At 37.4% G+C, this 13,067-nt stretch carries 15 protein-coding genes; 10 read left to right on the plus strand and 5 right to left on the minus strand.

What is annotated here, in order from left to right:
• Positions 1-311 precede the first annotated feature (311 nt).
• Positions 312-1,358, plus strand: coding sequence for a hypothetical protein (locus tag B3297_RS06595; protein ID WP_046674895.1), 1,047 nt, complete (start codon positions 312-314; stop codon positions 1,356-1,358).
• On the opposite strand, the gene ruvC is transcribed toward B3297_RS06595, so the two are convergent.
• Positions 1,359-1,925: a crossover junction endodeoxyribonuclease RuvC gene (gene ruvC, locus B3297_RS06600; protein ID WP_046674896.1), complete on the minus strand. Its 567-nt coding sequence runs from the start codon at positions 1,923-1,925 to the stop codon at positions 1,359-1,361.
• A gap of 100 nt (positions 1,926-2,025) precedes the next feature.
• On the opposite strand from ruvC, the gene B3297_RS06605 reads away from it, so the two are divergent.
• Positions 2,026-3,000, plus strand: a complete 975-nt coding sequence (locus B3297_RS06605; protein WP_070570381.1) for a lysylphosphatidylglycerol synthase domain-containing protein — start codon at positions 2,026-2,028, stop codon at positions 2,998-3,000.
• Positions 2,984-4,114, plus strand: coding sequence for a glycosyltransferase family 2 protein (locus tag B3297_RS06610; protein ID WP_070570379.1), 1,131 nt, complete (start codon positions 2,984-2,986; stop codon positions 4,112-4,114). Before B3297_RS06605 ends, B3297_RS06610 begins: the two co-directional genes overlap by 17 nt.
• A 1-nt stretch (position 4,115) precedes the next feature.
• Here B3297_RS06610 and B3297_RS06615 read toward each other — a convergent pair whose 3' ends face one another.
• Positions 4,116-4,856 carry a lysophospholipid acyltransferase family protein gene (locus B3297_RS06615; protein WP_046674899.1) on the minus strand — a complete coding sequence of 247 codons (741 nt, stop codon included), beginning with the start codon at positions 4,854-4,856 and terminating at the stop codon, positions 4,116-4,118.
• A gap of 123 nt (positions 4,857-4,979) precedes the next feature.
• Here B3297_RS06615 and B3297_RS06620 point away from each other — a divergent pair, with 123 nt between their 5' ends.
• The 4 genes from B3297_RS06620 to B3297_RS06635 are packed head-to-tail and all read left to right on the plus strand — an operon-like array spanning position 4,980 to position 7,776.
• A complete protein-coding gene (locus B3297_RS06620) occupies positions 4,980-5,279 on the plus strand; it encodes a DUF2089 family protein (protein WP_286767594.1) in 300 nt (99 codons plus the stop codon).
• Positions 5,280-5,321: 42 nt separating this feature from the next.
• Positions 5,322-5,816: a hypothetical protein gene (locus B3297_RS06625; protein WP_139145106.1), complete on the plus strand. Its 495-nt coding sequence runs from the start codon at positions 5,322-5,324 to the stop codon at positions 5,814-5,816.
• A complete protein-coding gene (locus B3297_RS06630; RefSeq protein ID WP_070570371.1) occupies positions 5,806-6,390 on the plus strand; it encodes a hypothetical protein in 585 nt (194 codons plus the stop codon). The genes B3297_RS06625 and B3297_RS06630 overlap by 11 nt, the downstream gene beginning before the upstream one ends.
• 12 nt (positions 6,391-6,402) lie before the next feature.
• Complete coding sequence (locus B3297_RS06635) at positions 6,403-7,776, plus strand: alpha/beta hydrolase family protein (RefSeq protein ID WP_286778593.1); 1,374 nt, start codon at positions 6,403-6,405, stop codon at positions 7,774-7,776.
• A 156-nt stretch (positions 7,777-7,932) separates the two neighbouring features.
• Here B3297_RS06635 and B3297_RS06640 read toward each other — a convergent pair whose 3' ends face one another.
• The 3 genes from B3297_RS06640 to B3297_RS06650 form a co-directional block, all read right to left on the minus strand.
• Entirely contained in the window at positions 7,933-8,640 is a 708-nt protein-coding gene (locus tag B3297_RS06640) for an SDR family NAD(P)-dependent oxidoreductase (RefSeq protein WP_286778594.1), read from the minus strand.
• Between the two features lie 2 nt (positions 8,641-8,642).
• Positions 8,643-9,557 carry a lysylphosphatidylglycerol synthase transmembrane domain-containing protein gene (locus B3297_RS06645; protein ID WP_070570365.1) on the minus strand — a complete coding sequence of 305 codons (915 nt, stop codon included), beginning with the start codon at positions 9,555-9,557 and terminating at the stop codon, positions 8,643-8,645.
• An 87-nt stretch (positions 9,558-9,644) separates the two neighbouring features.
• Positions 9,645-9,977: a hypothetical protein gene (locus B3297_RS06650; RefSeq protein WP_046674904.1), complete on the minus strand. Its 333-nt coding sequence runs from the start codon at positions 9,975-9,977 to the stop codon at positions 9,645-9,647.
• A 54-nt stretch (positions 9,978-10,031) separates the two neighbouring features.
• Here B3297_RS06650 and B3297_RS06655 point away from each other — a divergent pair, with 54 nt between their 5' ends.
• The 3 genes from B3297_RS06655 (at position 10,032) to B3297_RS06665 (ending at position 13,025) form a co-directional block, all read left to right on the plus strand.
• Entirely contained in the window at positions 10,032-10,586 is a 555-nt protein-coding gene (locus tag B3297_RS06655) for a lipocalin family protein (RefSeq protein WP_070570419.1), read from the plus strand.
• Between the two features lie 262 nt (positions 10,587-10,848).
• Positions 10,849-12,000, plus strand: coding sequence for a GDP-mannose 4,6-dehydratase (gene gmd / locus B3297_RS06660; RefSeq protein ID WP_046674906.1), 1,152 nt, complete (start codon positions 10,849-10,851; stop codon positions 11,998-12,000).
• Positions 12,001-12,098: 98 nt separating this feature from the next.
• Positions 12,099-13,025, plus strand: a complete 927-nt coding sequence (locus B3297_RS06665; RefSeq protein WP_112373909.1) for a hypothetical protein — start codon at positions 12,099-12,101, stop codon at positions 13,023-13,025.
• Positions 13,026-13,067: the final 42 nt, after the last annotated feature.

The following is a 13,067-nucleotide window of genomic DNA, read 5'->3' on the forward strand; positions in this document are numbered from 1 at the left end:
AAAATTACTAAGAATTTTCGGTTTATAGATGTAAATTTAATAAAAAATACTTATTCATATTGATAATGTTATATGTTTTTGATTGAAAGTGATTATAATTGTTTCATGGTGATCTTATTATAGGTTAAGTGATTGTTTTCATGTTTGAAATCAGGATTATGATAAATTAATTTAGTATTGCCTTTTTAAGAAGTAGGAAATGCAGTTGGCCTATTAACAATCTAATCAGTTCGTATTTAGCGGTTGTTAGGTTAAAAATGTAGCCAACCGTGTGATGTTTGAGTAAACGAAAAATCAAATACGGAATAGCGATGGAAGAAGTTCAAGATGTAAAGATTTCGAAAAAGAAGCCGATTTTTGAAGTAGGGGAAGGACTTCATAAATACCTTAAGCTGTATCAGCGAGATGAAAAATTGCCTATAGGATATAAGGATCTACTGAATTTTACGGAGACAGTACCTGTTATGGATAAATTTGGCAACGATACTTTTTGGGAGACTCCACTGTATCCACAATATCTCATTGACCAATTATATGACGGGTTGAAGGTGATTTATGCTAAATTGAAAGCATCAGGTAATACGCGAATCGTCCAGCATAAATATATTGATCGTGTCGAGTACTGCGGCTTTGGCAATACGAAACCCTTTCGTATTCGTATCGTGAACCGTTTAAATGATGTGTATGATTATTTTTACATCAAGCAGGCCGATGCATCAAGAATATATGGACTGGAGTTGGAAGAAATATTGTCGCCCAATCAGGTGAATTATATGGTAGACCATGATACCTTGGTTGAGGAACATATTGTTGGAATTCCGGGAGACACTTTTTCGAAAACACGTATGTTCTCGCCTGATTATAATCTGACCCGGATTTCCAAAGAATTTGTCAAGTTTAATGAGCGATGTATTATTACGTTGTTGGGGGATATGCGGGCATACAATTTCGTGATGCAGATTACACCAGATTTTGATGATTTCCAGTTTCGAATTCGGGCAATAGATTTTGACCAGCAGTTTTATGAAGGAAATCCGAAGGTATATATGCCGCAATTTTTTAAGGAGAATCTTCCCTATGTCAAACTGGCGATGGAACATCTCAATGAAAAAACAGTACTGCAATACCAACAAGAGGAGCGTTCCTCTATTGTGCATAGAGTTCGAAGCGAAAGACATCGGATCGCTGATCTGAGGGATGCCTCGCAAACGCAGGTGCTCTCGACCCAGGAGAATATCAAACAGTTACGTGAGGGCTATGCTGAATTTTATCAGAACAACTCCTACCTCAAGTGTAAAACGATGACGGATATTGTGGAATTGAATGTGAAGAATGTGATTCGTCAGGTGCAAATGTGATTACTTGATTCGATCCTTGTTATCTTTGATAAAGGCGGACCATCCCGTGTACGACTTACTGTTGCCTGATACTGCATTTTTCTGAAACGAGTGGCAGACAGCAATTGCCAATCCGTCGGTGGCATCTAAAAATTGTGGTGTTTCCTCAAATTTTAATAGATTTTTTAGCATAGCGGAAACCTGCTCCTTTGTCGCATTTCCATTTCCTGTAACGGATTGTTTTATCTTTCTTGGAGAATATTCAAAGATCGGAATATCTTGCGCCAGCGCCGCCGCCATAGCAACACCTTGAGCTCGCCCTAGTTTGAGCATGACCTGTATGTTTTTGCCATAAAATGGTGATTCAAGGGCTACGCAGTCGGGATTATATTCCTGCATTAAAGCCGAAGTTTTTTTGAAAATACGTTGTAGTTTTAGAGCATGATCGTCTAAATGTCCCATTTTGATGACCCCCATTGAGATCAAGGATATGTTATTGCCAACTTCTTTGATGATACCATATCCCAGTACAACGGTACCGGGGTCGATCCCTAAAATTATTCTTTCTTTCGCCTTTTCCTTCTGCATATACAATATTACAAATTTTGCGTTTTATTCGCGGATTGCATTCGACAAAACTTAATCATTTGGCTAAAATTTAGTAACATTGCTCTCTAATTATCGAAAGTTGACTGGAAGACAAAAAAAATACATCAGTCTTTTATTGAAGATGCTGGTTTTCGCCCTGGCGACCTGGTATATTGCCGTGAAAGTATCTGATAAAAGTAATATTGCGAAGTTTAAAACCCTAGTAGCAGGTTTAGAACAACATTCTGTTGTTTGGACCCTGGTTTTGATCGTGGTGTTAATGCTTGTAAATTGGTTGCTTGAAGTCGTTAAATGGCAGTATCTTGCCTCTAAACTGGAACGTATTTCATTTTGGCAGGCCTTCCAATCCGTTTTTTGCGGACTTACCTGGGCTATTTTTACTCCCAATAGGATTGGAGAGTATGGTGGACGCGTTCTTTTTTTACAGCCTCAACATCGGGCAAAAGGAGCCGTGGCGATGGGCGTTGGATTATTTGCACAATTGGTGCTCACAAGCGTTGCGGGATCATTAAGTATCGCTTGGTTTATCTGTAAATTTCTCTCAACTCCTTTAACCGTACAATTTGGTGTATGGCTACTTGCAATTATTTATGCCGGAGGATTTGTCATCTTATATTTCAATGTAAAATGGATCGATTTATTGGTCGGCAAAATTAAGTTTTTGAAACGGATTAAGCCTTTCTTTGAAGTATTGGAACACTATTCAATGCGCGAGCTCCGTATTGTTCTTTTAAATTCTTTGGCGCGATTTGTCATTTTTACTTCGCAGTATATCATCTTGATGAAGCTAACGCTACCTGAGTTACCGCTTTTATCCATGGTTCTGATGATTTTTATCCTATTTTTTGTGCAGGCAGCGCTACCTACATTGGATATTTTTGATTTCAGTGTTAGAAGTTTCGTTGCAAGCAATCTATATAGTTATATTACCACACAGGAAATTGCTGTAATGGCTATTGTTTCCTGTATTTGGTTCGTCAATTTGATTCTTCCAGCTATATTTGGTTCTATTTTTGTTTTTAAGATAAATTTTTTCGGTGATACAAATTCTTAACTATTTATTGATCATTTTTGCCTGCGTATACGTAATTCTAGTTTTATGGATGCGCAGAGGCTGGTTCTTGCTTTCGGAGCCTAACAATACTGTTAGGCCAACAATGACTGTATCTGTCATTATCGCAGCGCGGAATGAGGAGTTAAATATTAGGCGCACCATTGAATCTATACTAGGGCAAAATTATCCTAGAGAGCTCCTGGAGTTAATTATTATCGATGACCATTCGGACGATAGTACGTCTTTGATTGTGAAAGAATATGAAGAAAAAGGTGTCAAGCTGATTCAATTGAACGAAAATGGCCGTTTGAATTCCTACAAGAAATTAGCAATTTCAAGAGCGATAGATTGCTGTCATGGCGAAATTATTATCACTACAGATGCTGACTGCCGCATGGGGTCGAACTGGCTAAAGACAGTTATCAGTTCATTTGAGAAAGAAGGTGCCTATCTACAATCTTCTCCAGTAGTGTATTCAGAAGAAAAGAGTTTTTTTGAACGACTGCAGACCCTGGAATTTTTGTATTTGATAGGTTTGGGCGCTGCAGGTATTGGTAATAAAAAACCAACGACCTGTAATGGAGCGAATTTGGCCTATCGAAAGGATATTTTTAAACAAATGGGCGGATTTAAAGGGATTGATGAGCTTGCATCCGGAGATGATGAACTTTTTTTACATAAGGTAGCAGAACAATATCCCGATCGTATAATCTTTTGTAAATCACAAGATGCCGTTGTTTATACAGATGCAAAACCAGATTTGAAATCATTCATTAGTCAGCGTAGACGCTGGGCTTCAAAAAGTACCAAATATAAAAATAAAGGTGTCATCGCATTGGGGATTTCCATTTGGTTTTTCAACTTATTGATATTGGTTGCTGCAGTTCTTGCGCTCTGTGGTGTGAAATTTGTTGCTTGGGTAGTACTGTTCGCGTTGTTATTGAAGATGACTGTCGAATTTCTTTTTATTCAACCTTTAACCAGGTTCGCAAGCAGAAATGAACTCTTATGGTATCTTCCTTTATTAAGCCTGGCTCATATCCTTTATCTAGCTTATATCGGCATATTGGGTAATGTTGGGAAGTATGACTGGAAAGGAAGGCAGGTCAAGTAGCTTACTGCAATTTTTCGACCTTTAGTTTTATAGCTTCCTCAGCTAATTTAACGATCTCTTCAATATTCTTGCCCTCCGTATCCAAAGGATTTAGAACCTCCCAGGTCATATGAAGAAATGGGGTTAATGGATACATCCCATATTGTACCATTTCATATGATCCTGTGATGGCGATAGGAACAACGAGTGCGTTCGGATTCTTCTTTAGTAATGTGGCAATTCCGCCAACATGAAAGGCCTTCATTTTTCCGGTTTTCGATCTTGTTCCCTCTGGAAAAATAAACGCGGACCAGTTTTTGGTTTTCATATTATTGGCAAGCTTCAATATCTCAGCAATAGACTGTTTGGGGTCATTGCGATCTATATTTGCGGCACCACCATGTTTTAAGTTAAAGGAGATGCTAGGTATACCGCTGGCAAGTTCAATTTTAGAAATAAATTTTCCATGAAACCTGCGTAAAAAATAGATCATTGGCGGAATATCAAAGGTGCTTTGGTGATTGGCTACAAAGACTATGGGTTGCCCAGTTGGAATATTTTTATTGTCGATAAACGTCACCCGATTGAATAGGGTGTAATAGCAGGCAACGAGACAGGCATTTAATATATCCACACTCTTTTTGTGTGCATTATATCCACCCAGCTTTAAACATAACCACTGTATAGGGTGGAAGATAATCAAGGATAAACCAAAACAAAACCAAAATATTATAGATAGGAAATAGCCTAAAAACTTCTTCATAAATGTTATTTAATGATACAAATATATCATTAAGCAGTGGTTTTTAAAAAATATTGATTTTATAGTGTTTTGTTTTAATATTATTAATGTTATATTTAATAATATTAATATAGTTATTATTTAATGAAAAAAATACCGATTGATTGCCCTTGTTGTGAAGCGAAGTTAAAAGTCGCTAAATTGGTGTGTGACTCCTGTGAAACCGAAGTTGTTGGAAAGTTTTCATTACCCGTGTTAATGCAACTTACTGTTGAGGAGCAAGAATTTGTTCTGAATTTTTTGATACACTCAGGAAGTTTAAAGGAAATGGCAAACCAAATGGGAAAATCCTATCCGACAGTTCGTAATATCCTGGATGATCTGATTCAAAAAGTGAAAGCTCTTATGAATAAAAATAGTGTTGGCAGAAATAGAAATATTTAGTGGCGAGGGAAATCGAATGATTGATGAACAAAGAATGATGTCATGATGAAAAATAATACGCTTTTTACCGAAAGCCAATCTTTTTTTAGCTGGTTATTATGTTTGATCCTTTTAACGGTCAGTGTAGCCAGTTTTTCTGTGCACTGGCATGATATCTTGCAGTTGGATTTTGTTCCATTATTTCAATTACCAGGATTTTGGATCAATTTGGTATTGTGGGGGTTATTTGGCATACTACGATTAAAAACTATTATTCGTGAAGATGGAATTGAAGTCTATTTTTTCCCATTTAATTTCTATCGTAAAAGGACGCTTTGGGCAGATATCCGTGCTATTCAGGTACGAAACTATAACCCGATCGGTGAGTTTGGTGGATGGGGATTGAGGAGGGGGGTGAGAGGTCTGGCTTTTTCAGCTCGTGGTAATATGGGGTTGCAACTTACATTGGAAACTGGTAAGATATTACTTATTGGAACTCAAAATCCGGCTGCGATTGAACAGCTGAACTTATCTCAATTCTTAAAAAATGAAAGTTAAACAGATTTTTCAGAATCCATTTGCGGAATTCCCAGAGTGGAAGTTATTCTTTGCTGGTGTTATCGGATTTTTGTTATCAAGCTATGTTATTTATTTATCGGGCCAGCAGTTCAATGGTTTTATGCATTTCTATCAACCGGATAGGGTGATTTCGATATGGGCTGTATTGGGCGTTCATGCCTGTATGGTTTTGGCTCCTTTTACACTTCTTTACGGTACTGGGATGTTATTGAACAGAAAGACCAGAATCATCGATGTCATAAATGTCGTTCTGATTATACCATTTCCGCTCTATCTTGCCTTATTTTTAGGGAAATTGTTAAACCAGGACAAATTTACGGATGAAGTCTTAAAGGCAGTGCAAAGCGACGATCATACATTGGTTGGAGTTGATAAAACGGAGATGCTCTTGTTTGGCATGTTTGGAATCATCAGTTTGTTATTGCTATGCTATCAGTTCTATTTATTGGTTAAGGGTATGAATGTAGCCGTTAATAATAAGAAGATTGGAATCAGTATGGTATTTGTGGCATTATATTTTATATTGGATTTATGCATACAGTTTAATTTCTAGTAAAAAACGACAATGAGAAAAATTTTATACCTATTTATCATTTGTTTTCATTTTTCATGTACCCATGCGCAGACATTTGATGGCTCATGGAAGGGCGAGGTTGAGGTTTCAGGGCAGAAGCTGCTACTGGTATTCAATATCCAAAAAGATAGTGCAGGGAAGTGGAATGGTACCTTTGAGAGTCCAATGCAAACAGCGCAGAAATTTCCAATCAATCAAATACGTATTCAACACGATTCCATTTGGATGGATGTTAAGAATATAGGTCTTCTGTATGCGGGCTTTTTGGATCGGGATAAAGATGTTATGAAAGGGGTGATGAAACAAGGCCCCTTTGAATCTGCTATGATTTTAGTACGAAGCGAGAATGAACAGAGTGGGCTTTCTCGTAAGCAGGATGTTTTTCCTCCTTATAGCTATGCGGAAGAGGAAGTTTCGTTTAAAAATAGTGCCGGCAATGCAGTTCTTACGGGCGCTCTGACTTATCCTAAAAATGGTGGACCATTCCCCGCATTGGTGTTGGTCAACGGTAGCGGTCAGCAGAATAGGGATTCTGAAGTGTTTGGTCACAGGCCATTTAAGGTGCTTGCAGATCATCTTACCAAAAACGGTTTTGCTGTATTACGTTACGATGATCGAGGGGTAGGCGGCTCTAAAGGAGAAGTGAATTTAGCGACAACAATTGATTTTGCCTCTGATGCCAATGCTGCAGTTGATTTTCTCAGCAAAAAAGCTATAGTAGATGTGGATAAAATCGGAATGATCGGGCATAGTGAGGGAGCCCTAATTGCCGAAATAGTGGCATCCGAGAACAGTAAGGTAAAGTATATTGCACTTTTGTCTGGCCCTGTGATCAAAGGAGATTCTTTACTGATCTTACAGAGTTATGCTTTAGGAAAAGCGGGCGGATTATCTGAAGCAGCATTACAGACCAATAAAGCAAATAATCGAAGATTGTATACTATTCTATTGGAAGATGCGCCACCAAAGGCATTGGCCGAATCGTTGGAAAAAGAACTTATTCAGCAAAATAACGGTAATCCCCTGACTGCTGATATGAAAATTAAACTCAGTCCAATGATGAGCCCCTGGTTTAGAACGTTTCTTCGTATCGATCCGGCTTATTATCTGAAGCAGCTAAAAATACCGGTTTTTGCTTCATTTGGCGGAAAGGACGTCCAAGTTCCTGCAAATGAAAACATTTATTGTCTCCAACACCTGCACTTAAAGACTACTGACGTCACCATTAAGGATTATCCCAATTTGAATCACCTTTTTCAGCATGCGCAAACTGGAAAAATCGAAGAATATTTTGAAAACTCAGAGAGTTTTAATGAACAATTGATGGATGACCTTACGAAATGGCTTAAATTGAAGACAAATTGATTTAATGAACTGAAGGCCGCGAGTTTTAGTATTTCTTTCCGGATCAAATAGGGGTAAAAGATCAGGGCCATTTAATGTTCTATTAAATGGCCCTGACTATATTACACCAACCTGACTATATTAGATCAAGGGATATTTTTTTGAAGGGCTTTCCAATTAAGGTGTTGTATTGGCTACAGGAAGTATTTTCCCATTGAAATAGTGATGTCCATTTTGAGCGAACTCTGCAATATAGCGTCCCATTTCAAAGGCTAAAGTACCCGCTTCAACACCCGGAAAAGCAGCCTCGAACATTTCGGTCTGAGCAGATCCTAAGGCTAGACAGTTCACTTTGATTCCTTTTTCCTTAAACTCCTCCGCTAAGCATTCTGTAAGCACTGCTAATGCGGCTTTGCTGGTTGAATATGCCGAAAGTCCGGGAAACTTCAATGATCCCTGAAATCCCCCCATACTGCCAATATTGACAATATGTGAGCCTGATGGCATCATGGGAACAACGTTTTGTATCATATTTACATGTCCCATTACATTGGTTTGTAGCATTTCAGCAAAATCCTTTCCATCAGTTTCCACAAATGGCTTATTGATGAGTGCTCCAGCATTGTTTATCAAGATATCAACCTTATCAAATTTAGATTGGATGAAGGGAACAAGTGTAGTATAGTCATCGTAGACAATATCAAATTGAGCCGGGTATAAGGTGCCGCCATCATAGTTGAGCTGACCTGCAATTTCATGAAGTTTTCTCAGTTTGTCTGCTGATCTAGCCAAAGCAATGACTTTGTTGTCCTTTTTAGAGGTCAAATCCAACACCGCTTCAAATCCAACACCACTGCTTGCACCTGTAATAATAATATTTGCCATGTTTATTCTTCTAGTTTTTGACTTTGTTCAACTTCTTCTGCGGAAGGTAATTTGTCCTCTCCAATTGCTTGCGGATGAAAGATAAAATAAATTCCTGAAAGCGCGACGAGAGCGGAAATAATATAAAATAACAAGGTGATTAAAACCGCATTGTGTGAGTCGACGTGGAATATGCCCGCTCCCCACATGATCACAAGCTCACGCATCCCTAAACCACCCACTGAAAACGGAATGATCGAAACAAGAGAAGATGCAAGGAATAAAAATAGGTAAGGAGAAAATTTGCCGCTAAATCCTAGTGCATAAAGGATAAGAATTGCTGCAATAACTTGCATGGATTGCACACCGATTGCTTTTAAATGGGCTATTAAAAATGTAGCCTTGTATTCTTTAAAGAACTTGGTTACGATAAAGTAATAGAGAACGCTCCCTATTATAAATAGAATAACGGTCAGATAGTTTGGAATTCCGAGTTGTGGCATATAAGTAACTAGCGCTGCAATGATGAGGCACAGTGCCCATAATCCACTTAATCTATCTAAAAATAAGGCCGTAAATAATTTTCGTCCTTTAATATTGAATCGTTTCCTGAGGAAGAATATTTTATAACCATCTCCGCCAACACCGCCTGGTAAAATGAGGTTGTAAAATAGGCCAAGTTGATACAGTTTTAAATTATATTTTTCCGTAACATCTAAACCGATTGCCTTTAAAAAAGTCAATAAGCGCGAAGAAGAAATAAAAATTGAGATACTATAAGCAACTAAAGCAAAGAATAGATAGAGAGGATTGGAGTTGATGACGGCTTCTTTCAGATCCTTTAGCGATACCTTGCTAAATACCCAGTATAAGGCTCCTACAGTAACGACAATCTTTGCTATATTTTTGGCTATTTTGAGCCCCTTTTTTTTATCCATATAAATTATACATCCAATCTTGTTCGGCTGTAATTAGCGTTTTGGAGAATCCAAAGTTAGAAACTTTGGCGAATTGTGCAATTGGGCTTAAGCAATCGTTGGGTAAATTCTTGAATACAATAATATCAAATATAAAATACCAAAGATAGTAGCAAGAGAAAATAGCCAATTTAGGTCAATTCTGTTATATTTGTGCTTGAGCACAGCGATCATTAATCCAATGATGAAGCAAAATAACAAGATAGGAGCTATGAGTGCTATCTTGTTCGTAAAAGCAAGGCTGATTTGATTCAATTTGCTTTTTGCTTCCTGTCCTAAAAAAAGCGGATAAGAAGCAAAGGCCAATAAAATGATAAATAACCTTAACAGCGTTTTTGCGATTATTTTGCTTATGGTATGATTTTTGGCTGTAATCTTCATGATTTGTGGATTAATTTACCCCAAAAATACAATTTGAAATTAAAATTTATACATATGAATCGATTCGTTTTATCATTAGCAACTGTTTTTGCTACGGTGACCTTATTTTCTTGTGGAGCACAAAAGCAAGTTACATCAACTGGAAATCCTTCTTCCAATACGAGTGCAGCTTCTGGTCCTAGCGCTTCGGATTGGAAATCCGCGGTAAAAGGAACGTGGACATTGAATACAATCGATAGAGAGAATTTACCTTCTTCATTCACGATCAAAAGTGTATTTGAAGAGGCTCCGGCAGAATGTTTCGTAGGTAGTACATGGAATTTTATTGGAAATGGGAAAGGATCAATTACATTTAATGCGCAAGGAACTTTATGTGCTCCAGGAGCATCACGTGAGATTTTTTGGTCTATCTATAACCCTGGAAAAGGCTTAGGAGAACCTCAGTTTCAATTTAAAAAGATTTATGCGGGCGATAAGGCGAAAAATGTCACAACAGGTTACCGCTTAGATTTATCTTATTCTGATGGGAATAAATTAGTTATGCGTATGCCATTGACTGTTGCGAATGGAGAAGCCTATCTAGTTTTTAACTTTACGCGCTCAAACTAAACGTAAACGATAAAAAAAGAATAACAGAAAGCTATAGGAATTCCTATGGCTTTTTTTGTTTAAAATTTAATACTTTTACACTCCCAATTCATTATGATTTATTTGCACTGTAGACGGATGAGTTTACGAATACGGTGACCGGCAAGTATGGAATGATAATCTTGTGCGTAGCTAAATTAATCGCGGATAAACTAATTGTATGTATGGATATGGGATAAATATCTAACGATTTCGTCAGGTATTGCTTAATCTAGAGAGAAACATGGCTGAACAAAACACGAAAACTGCTTTAATAACAGGTATAACAGGACAAGATGGTGCCTATCTAGCAGAATTCCTATTGAAGAAAGGATACAAAGTACACGGTTTAAAACGCCGCAGCTCTTTATTCAATACTGATCGTATTGACCATCTTTATCAAGATCCTCATCTCGACAATCGAAATTTCACATTGCATTTTGGTGATTTGACGGATTCAACCAATTTGATTCGTATTATACAAGAAACACAGCCTGACGAGATTTACAATCTTGCGGCACAATCTCACGTAAAGGTTAGTTTTGATACGCCAGAATATACTGCTAATGCAGATGGTATCGGTACATTGCGGATTCTTGAGGCGGTCAGATTATTGGGAATGATCGAAAAAACCCGTATTTATCAGGCTTCCACTTCCGAATTGTATGGATTGGTGCAAGCGGTTCCACAAAGTGAAACAACACCCTTTTATCCACGAAGTCCGTATGCTGTAGCAAAAATGTACGGTTATTGGATTACTGTAAATTACCGTGAAGCTTATAAGATGTATGCCTGTAATGGTATTTTATTTAATCACGAGAGCCCTGTAAGAGGAGAAACTTTTGTGACACGTAAAATTACCAGGGCTGTGGCAAAAATCGCGCTAGGGCTGCAAGATAAATTATATCTTGGTAATCTGTCCGCACAACGTGACTGGGGGCATGCCAAAGATTATGTAGAAGCAATGTGGTTGATTCTACAACAAGAAACCGCAGAAGATTTTGTGATTGCTACAGGTGTGACAACAACTGTTAGGGATTTTGTTCGCATGGCTTTTGCAGAATTGGGAATTGAAATTGAGTTCAGTGGCAAGGGAGAGCAGGAGAAGGGGGTAATTATCGATATTGACGAGGAACGCTTAGCTCAGTTAAATATTGATAAGTCGCTGATTAAATTCGGTCAGACTGTTGTCAAAGTTGATCCGGCATATTATAGGCCAACTGAAGTCGATTTACTTATTGGTGATCCGACAAAAGCAAATACAAAACTTGGATGGACGCCAAAATATGATCTTCAGATGTTGGTAACAGACATGGTACAATCCGATCTTCATCTGATGAGAAAGGAAGAATACTTAAAACAAGGCGGATTTGAAACCTTGAATTATTTTGAATAATTCATAATTGGTAAAAAAAATAAAACTGGAATAATTTTTGTTTAAACATTCAATAGTATAAATTTATAGATTTATACCTATGAAAATGACAGTATATTATGATAAATTCAGAAGTTGTTTCGAGTAAGAAAGAAGAAGAAAAGAAGAAAGATTCTTCGAAGATTTACTTCTTTATCATTGCGATAGCAGCATTACTTGCAACAAACATATATTTTTATGTCAAGTTTAAGACCAATGGTGAAAAGGTCTATACACTTACAGTAGAAAAAGAAAATCTGCAGGTACAAATCGATCGTATTGAAGCTGAATTGGATAAAATTGATGTAGAAAATGTCCAATTGACGCCAGAGATGACTGTGCAGAAGGATGATTCTAGGGCGGAGATCGCAGTACTTCGTAAAAAGCTTGAAAATAAAAGTATTACTCCAAAAGATATTGATGATGCACAGCATAAGATCAATCAGCTTAAGAAGCAGGTGGATACTTATCGTGTAAATGTGCAACGGCTGATTCAGGAAAATCAAATTTTATCGAAGCAAAACTCCAATTTGAGTGAATCTGTAGTTGAAAAAGAAAAACAAATTACTTCTTTAGTTACATCAAATTCGGACCTGAAAGAGAAAGTTGCAACTGCTTCAGCATTGAAGGTTTCAAGTATCAGTATAAATGGACTTGAAGTCAAAAAGAATGGAAAGGAAGTCGTAGAAGAACGTGCTAAAAAAATCGATAAGTTAAAAATCAACTTTACCGTTGCTGATAATCCGTTAGCTAAAAGTGGAGAACGTGATATATATGTCAGAATTATCGATCCACAGGGAAATCTGGTCGTGCAAGGTGATAATATTTTCTATGTACATGGAGAGAAATTGCAATATACCTTTAAACACAATATTTTATTTACCAACAAAGGTGAAGATTATATCGTCTATTGGGCAGCAGAAGAGGGGTTCTCAAAAGGGGCCTATACGGTTTTGCTATATGAAGATAATGCAATCATGGGACGATCTACGGTTGTGTTACGTTAAAAATAAATGTACTATTAAACAAAAAAGAAGCTGTCTCAAATT

It is taken from the genome of Sphingobacterium sp. UBA3519 (genome assembly GCF_002377215.1).
Lineage (GTDB): Bacteria > Bacteroidota > Bacteroidia > Sphingobacteriales > Sphingobacteriaceae > Sphingobacterium > Sphingobacterium multivorum.